Genomic DNA, 15,525 nt, shown 5'->3' with positions numbered 1-15,525 from the left:
CATGAAGTCGATGGAAGAGATGATCCAGGCCGCCCAGCAGGCTGCCGAGACGATCCAGAAGCAGATGAACGAGACGCAGGCCAAGCTCGACAAGATGGAAGTCGAAGGGCTTTCGGGCGGCGGTCTGGTGAAGATCCGCTGCTCGGCAAAGGGCCGCGTCATCGGTGTTTCGGTCGATGAAAGCCTGATGAAGGTCGAGGAAAAGCAGATGCTCGAAGACCTGATCGCGGCGGCCTACAACGACGCGCGGACCAAGGCGGACTCGGTCGCCAACGAGGAACTGGGCAAGGCGCAGCAGGGCATGGGCCTGCCGCCGGGCTTCAAGATGCCGTTCTGATGACGCATTTGCGTCGGTTTGGGCGCATGGTGCATTGCACTGCTACGGTGAAGCCCCATATTCTCCCGGCAAGCCGGGGGTAACTCCGGGCTTTCCGGCCTTCCGGGCCGGCACCTGATGGATTGGATATGTCTGTGAATTTGCTTCCCCTTCTGCCTCTTCGCGACATCGTCGTGTTTCCGGGCATGGTGGTTCCGCTCTTCGTCGGTCGCGACAAGTCGGTGGCCGCGCTCGAGGCCGCCATGGCAGGCGACAAGGATATCTTCCTGCTCGCGCAGCTCGATCCCGGCTGTGACGATCCCGATCGCGACGATCTCTACGATACTGGCGTGATCGCCAGCGTGCTGCAACTGCTCAAGCTGCCTGACGGCACCGTGCGTGTACTCGTCGAAGGCAAGGAGCGCGCTGCGCTCGAAAGCCTTGGCACCGAGCAGGGCGCCGAAGGCGAGATGCTGGTCGCGCAGGTTGAACTGATCGATGCCATCGAGGCGGAAGGCACCGAAGTTTCGGCGATGATGCGCACGGTGATCGAGCAGTTCGGCGAATATGCCAAGCTGTCGAAGAAGCTGTCGCAGGATGCAGGCGAGCAACTGGGCGAGATCGAGGATGCAGCAAAGCTGGCCGATACCGTCGCGGCCCAGCTGACCGCCAAGGTCTCCGACAAGCAGGCGGTGCTGTCCGAGCCCGATCCGCTCAAGCGCCTCGAAATGGTCTACTCCTTCATGGAGGGCGAACTCGGCGTTCTGCAGGTGGAGCGCAAGATCCGTGGCCGTGTGAAGCGGCAGATGGAGAAGACGCAGCGCGAGTATTACCTCAACGAACAGCTGAAGGCGATCCAGTCCGAGCTGGGCGGCGAGGGCGATGAAGCCAATGAGCTTCTCGAACTGCAGGAAAAGATCGAGAGCACCAAGCTTTCAAAGGAAGCGCGCGAAAAGGCCAACGCCGAACTCAAGAAACTGCGCTCGATGCAGCCGATGAGCGCCGAGGCGACAGTGGTGCGCAACTATCTCGACGTGTTGCTGGGGCTTCCCTGGGGCAAGAAGAGCAAGCTCAAGCGTGATATCTCGGCGGCACAGGATGTACTCGATGCCGATCACTATGCCTTGGACAAGGTCAAGGACCGGATTATCGAGTATCTGGCGGTGCAGGCGCGCACCAACAAGCTGAAGGGGCCGATCCTGTGCCTCGTCGGACCGCCGGGTGTGGGCAAGACCTCGCTGGGCAAGTCTATCGCGAAGGCAACCGGGCGCGAGTTCATCCGCCAGTCGCTGGGCGGCGTGCGCGACGAGGCCGAGATCCGTGGCCATCGCCGTACCTACATCGGCTCGCTGCCGGGCAAGATCGTCAGCAACCTGAAGAAGGCAGGCAAGTCCAACCCGCTGTTCCTGCTCGACGAGATCGACAAGCTGGGTCAGGACTTCCGTGGCGATCCGGCCTCAGCGCTGCTTGAGGTGCTTGACCCGGAACAGAACGCCAAGTTCCAGGATCATTATCTCGAACTCGATATCGATCTGTCGGATGTGATGTTCGTTTGCACCGCGAATAGCCTGAACCTGCCGCAGCCTCTGCTCGATCGCATGGAGATCATCCGTCTCGAAGGCTATACCGAAGACGAGAAGGTCGAGATCGCTGAGCGCCATCTGGTGCGCAAGCAAGTGGAGGCGCACGGTCTCAAGAAGGGCGAGTTTACGCTGACGCAGGACGGCCTTCGTGACCTGATCCGCTATTACACCCGCGAGGCCGGCGTGCGTACGCTGGAGCGCGAAGTGGCGCGTCTGGCCCGCAAGTCGCTGCGCCAGATCCTCGAAGGCAAGGTCACCAGCGTGACGATCACGCCGGAAAATCTTGCCGACTATGCCGGTGTGCGCAAGTTCCGCCACGGGGTGTCCGAAGAGGAACATCAGGTCGGTGCAGTGACGGGCCTCGCCTGGACCGAGGTGGGTGGCGAACTATTGACCATCGAGGCGGTTACGGTGCCCGGCAAGGGTCAGATCAAGGCCACCGGCAAGCTGGGCGAAGTGATGAACGAGTCGATCCAGACGGCGTTCAGCTTCGTGAAGGCTCGCGCGCCTGCCTATGGCATCAAGCCTTCGGTGTTCAACCGCAAGGACATCCATATCCACCTGCCCGAAGGCGCGGTGCCCAAGGATGGCCCTTCGGCGGGCATCGGCATGGTGACGTCGATTGTCTCGACGCTGACCGGCGTACCGGTGCGCAAGGATATCGCCATGACCGGCGAAGTTACCCTGCGTGGCCGTGTGCTGCCTATCGGCGGTCTCAAGGAGAAGCTGCTCGCAGCATTGCGTGGCGGCCTGACCACGGTGCTGATCCCAGAGGACAACAGCAAGGATCTCGCCGAAATCCCCGATAACGTGAAGCAGGGGTTGGAGATCATTCCCGTCAGTCACGTCGATCAGGTTCTCGCCAAGGCGCTTACCGAAACCTTGACCGAGATCGAATGGACGGAGGCTGATGAACTGGCGGCTGCTCCTGTCCAGGCCCCGGCTGCGAGCGCGACAGCGCACTGACCGGATACGTCCTCAGGATAAACTCGAAGCAGCCGGTCCAAAGGGATCGGCTGTTTTCGTTTGAAGGGGACTCGGCATGTATGGTTGGTAAAAATTTGCCTGAAACTATAGTTCGATGGGAAATATTTGATCGTCGATAGCGGGATAATGCGCAAGCATCGGAAAAGTGCGCTTGTCAGTGTGCTGCATCCCCTGTAACGGCGCGCGTTCACGAGTGCATTGCCGCCTCGTGGTATCGAAGATGATGAAGGAACTTGAAATGGGTTACCGGGTAGCCGTCGTCGGCGCGACCGGAAATGTCGGTCGCGAAATGCTCAACATCCTTGCCGAGCGCGAATTCCCCTGCGACGAGATCGCAGCGGTGGCATCGTCGCGTTCGACCGGTATTGAGATTGAGTACGGCGAGACCGGTAAAAAACTCAAGGTCAAGAACATCGAGCACTTCGATTTCACGGGCTGGGACATTGCACTGTTCGCGGCCGGTTCGGAGCCGACCAAGATTTATGCGCCCAAGGCCGCCGCACAGGGCTGCGTGGTGATCGACAACTCGTCGCTCTACCGCATGGACCCGGACGTGCCGCTGATCGTGCCAGAAGTGAATCCGGACGCGATCGATGGCTACGCTGTGCGCAACATCATCGCCAATCCGAACTGCTCGACCGCACAGTTGGTCGTTGCGCTCAAGCCGCTGCACGATCGGGCCAAGATCAAGCGCGTCGTCGTCTCGACCTACCAGTCGGTGTCGGGCGCGGGCAAGGCCGGTATGGACGAACTGTTCGAGCAGAGCCGCGCGATCTTCGTCGGCGATCAGGCCGAGCCGAAGAAGTTCACCAAGCAGATCGCCTTCAACGTGATCCCGCACATTGATGTCTTCCTGGACGATGGTTCGACCAAGGAAGAGTGGAAGATGGTCGTGGAGACCAAGAAGATCCTCGATCCGAAGATCAAGCTGCAGGCGACCTGCGTGCGTGTGCCGGTGTTTGTCGGCCATTCGGAAGCGGTGAACATCGAGTTCGAGGAAGAGCTTTCTGCCACTGAAGCGCAGGACATCCTGCGTGAAGCGCCGGGCGTGATGCTCGTCGATAAGCGCGAGGACGGTGGTTACGTCACCCCGATCGAGTGCGTGGGCGACGGCGCGACCTACATCAGCCGCGTCCGCGAAGACTCGACGGTCGAGAATGGTCTGACGCTATGGTGCGTGTCGGACAACCTGCGCAAGGGCGCGGCACTGAATGCGGTGCAGATCGCCGAACTGCTGGGCCGCCGTCACCTCAAGAAGGGCTGATCTTCTTCGGATAGCGCCCTGAGAGATCAGGCCAGAGCGTGAAATCAGGCAAGAGGCTCGCCAGCATGGATGTTGGCGGGCCTTTTGTATGTTCGCAGCGCGATAATTCCGTTGCGCAAACGCTGGACAATGATCCCCACAAGGTAAAGCGTCGGCAGCGCGTAACACAGGCCGAAGATCGCCAGCCACACCAGGCCTTCGGCTGTCCCCTCCAAATCGAGCGGGGGCGGCCACAGATTGGTGTGGGCGAGCATTAACGCTCCTGTGACGAGGCCCGGCAGTACAAATACGCCCCAGACCTGCATCACGCTTTTTGTGATCCTCTCCATCGCGGATGGATGCGCTTGCGGGGGCTGATCATCAAGAGCGACTGGCGGCCAACCATGTCCATATCGGAACGGATTTCTCCATGCGCGCATGGCCTTGCATTCGCTGGCACAGGCGACCAAGGGTCTGGCGATTGCTGCATACCCCTTGGAGATCAACATGAACGCGCCTGCCAGCGAAATCGAGACGACTTTCCTCGAAGGCTACGCCGGGACCCGGCTGGCGCTGCATACGATCGGGGACAGTGGCGCGCGTCCGCTGGTGTTGCTGCATGGCCTGTTTTCCAGCGCCGAGGTGAACTGGATCAAGTTCGGTAACGCACGTATCCTCGCCGATGCGGGTTTCGAGGTGTTCATGCCGGACCTGCGCGCGCATGGTCAGAGCGAGGCGCCGCATGATCCGGCGGCTTATCCGGCAGACGTGCTGGTGCGCGATCTGAAGGCGGTGATCACCGCGCTCGGCCTCGACGGCGCCGCTTACGATCTGGGGGGATTCTCGCTCGGCGCGCGCACGGTGGTTCGCGGTGTGCTGGAAGGGCTTGCGCCCGAGCGGCTGGTGCTGGGCGGCATGGGTCTGACCGGTCTTTCCGGCTGGGCGCGTCGCAGCGCGCATTTCATCGATGCGATCGACCGCTTCGGAACCATCGAGCGTGGCGACAAGGCCTATGTCGCGCAGGTCTTCATGAAGAGCCAGGGGATCGACCGGGTAGCGGCGCGTCTGCTGCTGGGCTCGGTCGACGATACCGGCCTGGATGCTATCGGACGCATCGCCATGCCGACCCTATGTGTCGCAGGGGCGGACGATCACGACAACGGATCGGCACCGGACCTCGCTGCTGCGCTGCCGCAAGGCACCTACGTCGAGACGCCGGGCAATCACATGTCATCGGTAACGTTCAAGGATCTGGGCCGGGCGATTGTCGAGTATCTTCAGGGCTGAGCGCGGGGAAACGTTCGGGGCGCTGCAAGAAAATCTTTGCCATAGGCCTGATGACGCGCCGCACCACGCTTCCTACCTTTGGCGGATCGTTCCGTCCCCCAAGGAAGAAGCCCATGACCCTCCAGACCGCCGTCCTGCCCGAAGCTGCTGAAGTCATTCTGGAAGCGGCGCGCAGCCGTTATACCACGAAGGCCTATGATCCGAGCCGTCGCATTGCCGATGCCGATGTCGAAAAGATCAAGGAACTGCTCCAGTTGACGCCGTCCAGCGTCAATTCGCAGCCCTGGCATTTCGTGATCGCCGGAACCGAGGACGGCAAGGCGCGCGTCGCCAAAGGCGTTGAGGGGCAGTACGCCTTCAACCTTGAGAAGGTGACCAAGGCCTCGCACGTCGTGGTTTTCGCGAGCCGTCTGGCCGAGGATGACGAATACGTCCTGCGCGTCACCGATGTAGAGGACGCCGCGGGACGCTATGCCAATGCCGAGGCGCGCGAGGGCAATCTGAAGGGGCGCCGCTTCTTCGTCGGCTGGCACCGCGACGATCTGAAGGATCTGCGTCAGTGGGCGGACAAGCAGGTCTATATCGCGATCGGCCAACTTCTGCTGGGCGCTGCCGCGATGGGCATCGATGCGACGCCGATGGAAGGCATCGATACCGCCGTGCTCGACCGAGAACTCGGGCTGCCTGAAAAGGGATTCACGGCGATCTGTGCGGTTGCCCTTGGCTATCGCGCCGAGGACGATTTCAATGCGAAGCTGCCCAAGGCGCGCCTGCCGCTGAGTGAAGTCATCACCGAAATCTGATGCTCGACAGCATAACAGATGAATAGGAGCGGGACTGCCGATGCAGTCCCGCTCCTTGTATATTTTACCAGAGCTTCACGCGCTTGGCGGGATCGAGGTAGAGCGCCGCGCCGGGCTGCACGTCGAAGGCCTTGTACCAGGCATCGTTGTTGCGCACCGTCAGCGCGCGATATTCGCTGGGCGCATGGGCGTTGGCGACGATCTGCGCACGCTCGGCCGCCTCGCGGGTCTTGCTCGACCAGCTCTGCGCAAAGGCCACGAAGAAGCGCTGATCGCCGGTGAGGCCATCCTTCTCCGGCAGGTCCTGACCGTTCAGCGACGCGCGATAGGCGTCGAATGCGGCGGCAAGGCCTGCCACGTCGGCGCCGTTCTCGCCCAGTTCCAGCTTGCCGTTGAGATGCAGGTCGGGGAAGGGCGCATAGGCGTCGTACTGGCGTACAAGCGCCTGCGTTTCGGCCTGGAAGTGCGCAAGGTCGGCCTTGGTCCACCAGTTGCGCACATTACCCTCGGCATCGACCATCGCGCCGCTGGCATCGAAGCTGTGGCTGATTTCATGCCCAATCACCGCGCCGATGGCACCGTAATTGAAGGCCGCATCGGCAGCAGGATCGAAGAACGGCTTTTGGAGGATCGCCGCCGGGAAGTTCAGCGCGTTCTGGACCGGCAGGTTGACCGCGTTTACGAGCTGCGGGTCCATCCACCATTCGCTGCGGTCCTGCGGCTTGCCGAGCTTGGCAAGTTGTTGGAGCGTCTTGCCGCGGATCGCCGACATGCGGTTAGCATAGGCTGTATTCGGCGCGATCGTCACCATCGAATAATCGAGCCAGTGGTTGGGATAGCCGACACTGACGACCGTCGCATCGAGCTTGGCAAGCGCTTGCTTCTTGGTTTCCGGCGCCATCCAGTCGAGCGCGGCGATGCGCTTGGCGAAGGCGGCCTTGATGTGGACGACCATATCCTCGACCTGCGCCTTTGCCGATGGCGGGAAGTAGGCCTGAACATACAGCTTGCCGAAGGCGTTGCCGAGATCGGTGTTGATGGCAGCCAGAGCCCGCTTGGCGCGGGGGCGCTGCTGCGGCGTACCCGAAAGCTGGGTGCCGTAGAAAGCGAAGTGCAGGGCATCGAGCTTCTGCGGCAGAACATCGGTATTGGCGTTGATGCGGTGGAAGATCAGCCAGTCCTTCCAGGCTTGCAGGGGCTGCGAGCCGACAAGGGCGGCCATGCCCTTGATCGCGCCGGGCGCATAGACGTCGAACACCTGCTGGTGCGGCATGCGGGCGGCGGTGAAATACGCATTCCAGTCCATGCCCGGCGCGTTCTTCGCAAAGTTTGCCCGCTTCCAGAGCGTGCCGCCCTTGGTGAAGTCCGCCATGTCGGCCTTGGGCGGATGCGCGCGGGCGATCTTCGTTTCGAGATCGAAGATGCGGGCGGCACGGGCCTCGGGCTCGCTGACGCCGGCAGCCTTGAGCAGTTGCACGATATAGGTGCGGTACTGCGTGCGGGCGGTTGCCATTTTGGGATCGGTCGAGAGATAGTATTCGCGATCCGGCAGCCCGAGGCCGCCCTGATAGATATAGGGCACCACGTCAGGCCCGCTGAGCGATTTGGTGATGAACAGGCCGAATAGGTTTTCGGTGTCCATGTCGTTGTTGTTGTTGAACAGGTCCAGATCGCTCTCGGTCTGGTCTCCCAGCACATGGACCAGCTGCGCCTTTGACTTGATCGCGGCGTAGCGCGCCAGATCGCTCTTGAGCGGTGCCATTCCGGCGGCGTCAATCGCGCCGAGGTTCATGTAGGCGCTGTAGTAATCCTTGATGCGCGCTTCATCGCTGCCCGGCGCGGGCGTGGAGGCAAGCAGCTTGGCAAGCAGTTCGGTCTGCTCGCGCTCGGTCGATTCGAAGGCGACGAGACCCGCGCCTGTCGAGGAGCGGTCTGCCGGAATTTGCGCCTGCTTCTGCCAGGTGCCGTTGGCATAGCCGTAGAAGTCGTCACCGGGTTTGGCAGCGGTGTCCATGGCGGCGGGGTTGATCCCGGCACCGGTGCCCTGCTGTGCGGCTTCAGGGGTAGGTGTCTGGGCAGAAACGGGCAGGGCGGCGGCGGCCAGCAGGGCCGCGACAAGCGAAGTGGTGCGCATGGAAGAATCCCTCGGATATTCTGGTCTTCCGGTGCGCGATGTGCCTCACGCTGCCGGATCGATAGCCGGGGTTCTAACGGTTCATCGTGCGCCTGCAACCATTGCGCGACGAATGGCCCTTGCCGCTCGCATCGAAATAGCGAGCGGCATGGGCGCAAAGGGATCAGCGGAACGGCGGCTCGTTGAACGCGCGCAACTTGCGGCTGTGCAGGCGTTCGCCTTCGGCACGCAGCAGGTCGCAGGCGACCAGGCCGATCTTGAGGTGCCCCGCGATGGCCTCGTCATAGAAGCTGTTGGCTTGACCCGGCAGCTTGAGTTCGCCGTGCAGCGGCTTGTCCGAGACGCAGAGCAAAGTGCCGTAAGGCACGCGGAAGCGATAGCCCTGCGCGCTGATCGTGGCGCTTTCCATGTCGATGCCGATGGCGCGGCTCAGGCTGAAGCGATGCGCCGAATCGGTGTAGCGAAGCTCCCAGTTGCGATCGTCGGTGGTGACGATGGTGCCGGTACGCATACGCTTCTTGAGGTTGGTGCCGCCTTCGCCGCTGACCTTCTCGGCCGCCGTCGCCAGCGCCATCTGCACTTCGGCAATCGCAGGCAGAGGAATCTCGGGCGGAAGCACGGGATCGAGCACATGGTCGTCGCGAAGGTAGGCATGGGCGAGCACATAGTCGCCGATGCGCTGGTTTTCGCGCAGGCCGCCGCAGTGGCCGATCATTAACCAGGCTTCGGGACGGATGACCGCAAGGTGATCGGTGATCGTCTTGGCGTTCGAGGGGCCAACGCCGATGTTTACCAGCGTGATGCCCGAGCGGTCCTCACGGATAAGGTGATAGGCGGGCATCTGGTGGCGGCGCCATGCCGTGTCGGACAGGCGCGCACGGGCATTGTCGATCGGGGCGTCAAGGTAGAGGCCACCGGCGCCCGACAGGGCGACATAGCCGTCCTTGCCGACCTGCTGCCCGGCCCAGTCCACGAATTCATCGACATAGCGGTGATAGTTCGTGAACAGGATGAAGCGCTGGCAGTGATCGGCGCTTGTTCCGGTGTAGTGCTGGAGGCGCGCAAGGCTGAAATCGGTGCGCAGCGCGTCGAACAGCGCCAGCGGCATCGGGTCTTCGTCATCGAGGTCATGGATACCGTCGGCGATCTCGTCTCCGATCATCGCTAGTTCGGTGGTCGGGAAGTGCTGCGAGAGTTCCTGCGGGGTGATCGTGCCGACCTTCACGCCATCGAGGACGTAAGGGAAGGGGATCTCCTGCGCCGAGCGGGTGACGGTGATCTCGATCTCATAATCCTGCTGCAGCAGTTCGAGCTGGTCGGTGAGATAATCGGCAAACAGGTGCGGGCGCGTCACCGTGGTGACGTATTCGCCCGCCTCGGCCAGTCGCCCGAAGGCACGGCTGTGGCTGGCATCGCGTTCGCGCCCGGCATACGTCACGCGCAGTTCCGGGTAAGTCCAGCGATGTTCGGAGCGCCTCTCTACAGGAGGCAGGGTGCCATCGGCCACGAAAGCGTTGATGTCCGCCTGAAGGCAGGCGATGGCTTCTTCATAGACGCGGACCAATTCCGCGAGGGTTTTCTGTATCGTTTCCATCGCCCGTTTTTACGCAATTCGTGTTGCAGTGCAAGGGCAGCTGAAAACTTCGCGATTAGGAGGTGAGTTGGCAGGCCATGTACGACACTGTCTTGCCGTTTTCGAGCAGAGCCTCGCCGACTTGCTCAAAGCCGAGCGCGCGATGGAAGCGCTCGGATGCCGGATTGGGGGGATCGGAGTTGATCTCGCAGACCACGCGCTCGTGTCCGGCCGCTCGCGCCTTGGCAAAGAGATCGTCGTACAGACACCGCGCTATGCCTTTGCCTCGAGCGGCGGGGGCGGTCACGATCCGGTCGACATAGGCGAAGCGGCTATAGGCGTTGCGGAACCATGCGAAGTTCGGGCTGTCGTAAGCTGCATCCTGATCGAAGGCGAGAAGCAGTCCGTCTACCCGGCCGATCCGTGCGGCCCATGTGGTTTGAGTTCCATACGCGCCTCGTCCGCAAAGGAAAGCTCCACGGCGTGCGCGTTGTTCAGCGCGACGATCGCGGCCAGCAGGCCGGAGTCGACATGCGCATCGTTAGCGGACAAGGGCTCGACCAACATCGCAGTTCCATTGTTACGTGTGTGCAAACGAAAAACCCCCGCACCGCTGGAGTGCGAGGGCTTTCGTGAAGTCTTCCGTGAGGAAAGAGTGTGTGGCCTATCAGGCCTGCTCTTCGCCTTCGGCTTCCTCGGTCGCTTCGACGGCGATCTCGCCGGGCTCGGCGTTCGGGTCATAGGCTTCGGTGAAGCCCGAGACGTCCTGCTCGAACATCGCTTCCATGACGTTGACGCCCTGCGACTGCAGTTCGGCTTCGTCCGGCGAGCGAGCGACGTTGACCTGAACGGTCACGGCCACTTCGGGGTGCAGGCTGACGCGCACGTCGAAGATGCCGAGCGTCTTGATCGGACGCTCCAGCACGATCATGTGCTTGGCAACGTTCGCACCGTCGGCGTTCAGGGCGTCGACGATATCGCGCACCGAAACCGAACCGTAGAGCTGGCCCGAGTTCGACGAGGCGCGGATCAGGACGACCTGCTTGCCCTCGACGTCACCCGATGCTGCCTGAGCAGCCGTGCGGCGCTCGGCGTTCTCGGCCTCGATCTTGGCGCGGTTGGCTTCGAAGACCTTCTTGTTGCGCTCGTTGGCGCGAAGGGCCTTCTTGTTGGGAAGCAGGTAGTTGCGTGCGTAACCGTCCTTGACGGAAACAACATCGCCGATGGCGCCGAGCTTTTCGACGCGCTCCAGGAGGATGATGTCCATTGGGTCTTTCCCCCTTACTTGACGATGAAGGGCAGCAGGCCGATGTGGCGCGCGCGCTTGATCGCCTGGCTCAGCTCACGCTGCTTCTTGGCGGACACCGCGGTGATGCGGCTGGGGACGATCTTGCCACGCTCGGACATGAAGCCCTGAAGCAGACGGATGTCCTTGTAATCGATCTGCGGCGCGTTCTTGCCCGAGAACGGGCAGGACTTGCGGCGGCGGAAGAATGCACGTGCCATGTGGATCAGTTCCCTTCACGTTCGCGGCGGCGGGTGCGCTCGCGGTCGCTCTTGCGCATCATGACCGAAGGGCCGTTCTCGTGCTCGTCAACGCGGATGGTGACATAGCGGATCACGTCTTCGTTGATCTGGGTCTGACGCTCCAGTTCGGCAACGACATCGCCGCCAGCTTCGAAGTTCAGCAGAACGAAGTGCGCCTTGCGGTTGCGCTTGATCTTGTACGCGAGGTTCTTGAGGCCCCAGGTCTCGGTCTTGGTGACCTTGCCCTGGTTAGCTTCGATGATCTCGGTGGCAGTGGCGGCCAGTGCATCTACCTGCGACTGGCTGAGGTCCTGGCGAGCCAGGAACACGTGCTCATAAAGAGCCACGGCAGCTTCCTTTAATCTATCTAGCCGATCGCTGGCTTGTCCGCGGGATTGCGGGGCCCCTCCGGCTTTCGTCCGTTTCCGACCCGGATTAAGAGCCGGATGCGGAAGGCGCGCCCTTAATGGAAACGAGGCGGGCGTGCAAGCTTTCATGTGAGATGCGAGCCCCCGGACGCAAAGTTCCTCCGGTCGCAGAGGGCGGCCGGAGGAGGCTGGGGAGAGATGTCTTTTCTTTTCTTGTATCAGCGCAGCAGCGAGAGGACGTTCTGCTGGCTCTGGTTGGCCTGCGAGAGCATCGCGGTGGAGGCTTGCGAGAGGATCTGGGCCTTGGCCATCGCGGTGGTTTCGGTCGAATAGTCGGCATCCTCGATGCGCGATTTCGCGTCCGAGAGGTTGGTGCTGTTGCTGGTCAGCGTGTTGATCGCCGATTCGAGGCGGTTCTGGCCTGCGCCCAGCGAGGCGCGGGTGGCGTTCACGTCGTCGAGCGCGTTGCCCACGCTGGTCATCGTCGCCGCCGCCTTGGTCGCGTCCGAAACGTCGAGCGCGGCGGCGGTCAGGTTGGTGCCGTCGATCGCGGTGCTGGTCAGCGTCACCTTTTCACCCGCATTGGCGCCGGTCTGGATGTCGAAGGTCTTGTCGGTGCCCGCCGTGGTCGAGAACAGCGCGTTTCCGTTGAACTTGGTCTGCGTCATCACGTCCGAGATCTGCGCCGTCAGCGCCGTCACTTCCGACTGCATCGCCGTGCGGTCCGAGGCCTGATAGGTGCCCGAGGCCGACTGCACCGCCAGTTCGCGGACCCGCTGGAGCATGTTGGTGACTTCCGACAGCGCGCCCTCGGCGGTCTGCGCCAGCGAGATGCCGTCGTTGGCGTTGCGGATGCCCTGGCTCATGCCTTTGATCTGCGAGGTCATCGAGGTGGAGATCGCCAGACCCGCCGCATCGTCCTTGGCCGAGTTGATCCGCTTGCCGGTCGACAGGCGCTCCATCGCCGTGCCCAGCGCCTTGTCCGCCGCTGCCGACGCATTGCTTGCCCGAATCGCCGAAATGTTCGTGTTGATCACTGACATTGTGAATTCCCCAATTGTACCGTTTGCCGGAGCAGGCCGACCATCGGCGCTCTCGGAATGCCAACAAGGACGGCAACCGGCGGAAGTGTTTAAGGGGGAGGGGGTAAGCAGGGGCGGCAGCAATGTTATGTCATCGGGCAATGGCTTGATCGGAAGCTATAATCTGCGATGAACAGATAGGCGCAGCCGTGGCGGTGGGCGCCGTAAAAGGGGAAATTTCCGCAATGCCTAGCGGTCTCGTGGCGCTTCTGGACGATGTATCGGTGATCGCGCGCGCCGCTGCTGCCTCGCTCGACGATGTGGGGGCAGGTGTCGCCAAGGCAGGCAGCAAGGCGGCGGGCGTGGTGATCGACGATGCGGCGGTGACGCCGGGCTATGTCACCGGCTTTACGCCGGACCGGGAACTGCCGATGATCTGGCGTATCACCAAAGGCTCCTTGCGCAACAAGCTGCTGATCCTGCTGCCGGTCGCCCTCTTGTTGAGCGCTTTCCTGCCGCAGGCGATCACCCCGATCCTGATGCTGGGCGGTCTGTTCCTCTCGTTCGAAGGCGCTGAGAAAGTGCTGGAGAAGCTGGGCGGGGCCAAGCACGGTGAAACGCTCGACGATCCTGTGACCGATCCTGCGAAATTCGAGCAGGAGCGCGTTTCCGGGGCGGTGCGCACCGACCTGATCCTGTCGGCAGAGATCATGGCGATTGCGCTTTCGCAGATCGAGGATGCGACACTCCTGACCCGCGCGGTCGCACTGGCGCTGGTGGGCGTGCTTATCACCGTGGGCGTCTACGGTGCGGTCGCGCTGATCGTGAAGATGGACGACATTGGCCTGCATCTGGCGAAGAAGCCTTCTGCCGGTGCGAAGTGGTTCGGGCGTCTGCTCCTGAAAGGCATGCCGGTCGTGCTGAGCGTGCTGTCCAACGTTGGAATGCTGGCGATGCTGTGGGTCGGCGGCGGCATCCTGCTCCACGGCACCGAGGAACTGGGCTGGACTGGCCCGGCGCACCTCGTTCATGGCTGGGAGCACGCAGCCTCCGGGGCTGCCGGTGCGGTTGGCCCGGCGCTGGGCTGGCTTACTTATGCAGGCGTATCTGCCGTGCTCGGCCTGATCGTCGGCGCGGTGATAGTGATGATCGTGCACATGCTCGCCAAGGCGCGGGGCGACTCCGCGCACTGAGGCGTCGGGCGCCTTCCTTGAAATCAGGAAAGGCGCGCCAACAGGTCTTTGGCGAACTGCGTGAGGGTATCGTCCCGAGCACCCATCACCACCACGCGGTCGCCGGGGTGGGCGATCTCGACGATGTGGTCGGCGCAGGCGGCGCGTTCGGGAATATGCTCGGCCTGCCCGCCATCGGCGCGGATGAATTCGACGATCCGCTCGCTGCCCTGACTGCGATCGACCGTGCCGCCGAAATAGACCGGATCGCACAGGATCGTCAGATCGTCGCTATCCAGTGTCTTGGCGATGACTTCGGCAAGCTCGCGCCCCATCTGGCGCAAAGGGCCATAGCCGTGCGGCTGAAAGAACGCGATCACGCGCCCCGGATGGGCCTTCAGCGTGCGAAGCGTTGCGCCGACCTTGTCCGGGTTGTGGCCGAAATCGTCGATCACGGTCACGCCACCTGCCGAAGCGCCGACGATATCGAAGCGTCGCGCGAGCCCAGCGAAAGTACCAAGCGCCGCCACGGCCTCGGCTACCGGCACGCCTGCAGCGTTCGCCCCGGCAATGGCGGCCAGCGCGTTGTAGAGGTTGTGGCGGCCGGGCACTTTCAGGGCGAGCGGGTGCGTGCTGCCGTTGCGCCGGTCATGAATCGTTGCGCTGAGCATAGTCGGTCGCTCAACGATCTGGCTGGCGACGAGATTGGCTTCGGCAGAGGTGATGCCGAAGGTCACGAGGCGCTTGGCGCGCGATGCCAGCCCTGCCGTCTCGGCATCGTCGAGGTTGATCGCGCTGACGTCTGCAAGGGCAAGGAAGTCCCCGAACAGCGCGCGCAGTTCCTCAAGGCTCTTGTGATCGAGGCTGACGTTGCCGAGCACCGCCACTTGCGGGCGATAGAGCGCGATCGAGCCGTCGCTTTCATCGACTTCGGATACGAACAGATCGCCGCTTCCCACGCGCGCGCTGGCGAAGGGTGCATCGGTACTGACGAAGTTCTTCATCACCGCGCCGTTCATGATCGTCGGGTCGCGGTCGGTCGCGGTCAGGATCCAGCCCAGCATGCCGGTGACGGTGGATTTGCCCGAGGTGCCGCCGACCGCAATTCCCGCCTTGGCCGCATTGAACAGCGTTGCCAGCAGTTGCGCGCGGCTCATGCGTGGGCAGCCGAGCGCGGTGGCACGGACGACTTCGGGCACGGTGTCTTCCACCGCTGCGGAGGCTACCAGCACCTGCGCGGGTGACGTAATCCCGCTGCCGTCCTGAGGGTAAAGGTCGAAGCCCAGCGATTCGAGCCATGCGAACTTCTCCGGCGTGCGGCCCTGATCGCGACCCCGGTCGGACCCGGCGATGTGTGCGCCGTGGCCTTTGAGGATCAGCGCGAGCGGCAGCATGCCCGAGCCGCCGATGCCGCAGAAGAACCACGGACGCGTGGTGAGTTCGTGGGCTGTGAGAGCGGGAAGGGTGGTCGGTTCGGCGCTGGCGGTCATGCCCGCTTCGGTATGCGGCC

The 15,525-nt window shown here is 62.7% G+C and carries 16 protein-coding genes; 6 read left to right on the top strand and 10 right to left on the bottom strand.

Annotation, left to right across the window (positions count from 1 at the left end; translation table 11 throughout):
• Position 1 precedes the first annotated feature (1 nt).
• The 3 genes from CI805_RS10650 to CI805_RS10640 all read left to right on the top strand — a co-directional run bounded on the left by CI805_RS10650 (position 2) and on the right by CI805_RS10640 (position 4,150).
• On the top strand, positions 2-337 hold the full coding sequence (locus tag CI805_RS10650) for a YbaB/EbfC family nucleoid-associated protein (RefSeq protein WP_260923133.1): 336 nt from the start codon (positions 2-4) through the stop codon (positions 335-337).
• A gap of 128 nt (positions 338-465) precedes the next feature.
• A complete protein-coding gene (gene lon / locus CI805_RS10645) occupies positions 466-2,865 on the top strand; it encodes an endopeptidase La (RefSeq protein WP_260923132.1) in 2,400 nt (799 codons plus the stop codon).
• A gap of 259 nt (positions 2,866-3,124) precedes the next feature.
• A complete protein-coding gene (locus tag CI805_RS10640) occupies positions 3,125-4,150 on the top strand; it encodes an aspartate-semialdehyde dehydrogenase (protein WP_260923127.1) in 1,026 nt (341 codons plus the stop codon).
• 44 nt (positions 4,151-4,194) lie between these two features.
• Here the strand turns inward: CI805_RS10640 and CI805_RS10635 are convergent, their stop codons facing one another.
• Positions 4,195-4,479: a hypothetical protein gene (locus tag CI805_RS10635; protein ID WP_260923118.1), complete on the bottom strand. Its 285-nt coding sequence runs from the start codon at positions 4,477-4,479 to the stop codon at positions 4,195-4,197.
• Between the two features lie 157 nt (positions 4,480-4,636).
• Here CI805_RS10635 and CI805_RS10630 point away from each other — a divergent pair, with 157 nt between their 5' ends.
• Positions 4,637-5,416 (top strand): alpha/beta fold hydrolase, encoded by a 780-nt coding sequence (locus tag CI805_RS10630; RefSeq protein WP_260927943.1) that lies wholly within the window; start codon positions 4,637-4,639, stop codon positions 5,414-5,416.
• 113 nt (positions 5,417-5,529) lie between these two features.
• Positions 5,530-6,219 (top strand): oxygen-insensitive NAD(P)H nitroreductase, encoded by a 690-nt coding sequence (gene nfsB / locus CI805_RS10625; protein WP_260923116.1) that lies wholly within the window; start codon positions 5,530-5,532, stop codon positions 6,217-6,219.
• A gap of 64 nt (positions 6,220-6,283) precedes the next feature.
• Here nfsB and CI805_RS10620 read toward each other — a convergent pair whose 3' ends face one another.
• From CI805_RS10620 to CI805_RS10585, 8 genes are all read right to left on the bottom strand, one after another.
• Positions 6,284-8,353 (bottom strand): M13 family metallopeptidase, encoded by a 2,070-nt coding sequence (locus CI805_RS10620; RefSeq protein ID WP_260923115.1) that lies wholly within the window; start codon positions 8,351-8,353, stop codon positions 6,284-6,286.
• Between the two features lie 163 nt (positions 8,354-8,516).
• Positions 8,517-9,947 (bottom strand): AMP nucleosidase, encoded by a 1,431-nt coding sequence (locus CI805_RS10615; RefSeq protein WP_260923114.1) that lies wholly within the window; start codon positions 9,945-9,947, stop codon positions 8,517-8,519.
• Positions 9,948-10,002: 55 nt separating this feature from the next.
• Positions 10,003-10,233 carry a GNAT family N-acetyltransferase gene (locus CI805_RS10610; RefSeq protein ID WP_260923113.1) on the bottom strand — a complete coding sequence of 77 codons (231 nt, stop codon included), beginning with the start codon at positions 10,231-10,233 and terminating at the stop codon, positions 10,003-10,005.
• A 101-nt stretch (positions 10,234-10,334) separates the two neighbouring features.
• On the bottom strand, positions 10,335-10,493 hold the full coding sequence (locus CI805_RS10605; protein ID WP_260923112.1) for a hypothetical protein: 159 nt from the start codon (positions 10,491-10,493) through the stop codon (positions 10,335-10,337).
• A 100-nt stretch (positions 10,494-10,593) separates the two neighbouring features.
• Entirely contained in the window at positions 10,594-11,193 is a 600-nt protein-coding gene (gene rplI, locus CI805_RS10600) for a 50S ribosomal protein L9 (protein ID WP_260923110.1), read from the bottom strand.
• 14 nt (positions 11,194-11,207) lie between these two features.
• Positions 11,208-11,432, bottom strand: a complete 225-nt coding sequence (gene rpsR / locus CI805_RS10595) for a 30S ribosomal protein S18 (RefSeq protein ID WP_260923108.1) — start codon at positions 11,430-11,432, stop codon at positions 11,208-11,210.
• Between the two features lie 5 nt (positions 11,433-11,437).
• A complete protein-coding gene (gene rpsF, locus CI805_RS10590) occupies positions 11,438-11,800 on the bottom strand; it encodes a 30S ribosomal protein S6 (RefSeq protein ID WP_260923106.1) in 363 nt (120 codons plus the stop codon).
• Positions 11,801-12,039: 239 nt separating this feature from the next.
• A complete protein-coding gene (locus tag CI805_RS10585; RefSeq protein WP_260923104.1) occupies positions 12,040-12,864 on the bottom strand; it encodes a flagellin in 825 nt (274 codons plus the stop codon).
• A gap of 224 nt (positions 12,865-13,088) precedes the next feature.
• Between CI805_RS10585 and CI805_RS10580 the strand changes: the two genes are divergently transcribed.
• On the top strand, positions 13,089-14,036 hold the full coding sequence (locus tag CI805_RS10580) for a DUF808 domain-containing protein (RefSeq protein WP_260923102.1): 948 nt from the start codon (positions 13,089-13,091) through the stop codon (positions 14,034-14,036).
• A 23-nt stretch (positions 14,037-14,059) separates the two neighbouring features.
• Here CI805_RS10580 and CI805_RS10575 read toward each other — a convergent pair whose 3' ends face one another.
• Positions 14,060-15,505 (bottom strand): glutamate ligase domain-containing protein, encoded by a 1,446-nt coding sequence (locus CI805_RS10575; RefSeq protein WP_260923100.1) that lies wholly within the window; start codon positions 15,503-15,505, stop codon positions 14,060-14,062.
• Positions 15,506-15,525: the final 20 nt, after the last annotated feature.

This window comes from Novosphingobium sp. 9, assembly GCF_025340265.1.
GTDB lineage: Bacteria > Pseudomonadota > Alphaproteobacteria > Sphingomonadales > Sphingomonadaceae > Novosphingobium.
The sequence above is the reverse complement of the archived record's forward strand: the minus strand, read 5'-3'. Positions and strand labels throughout refer to the sequence as shown.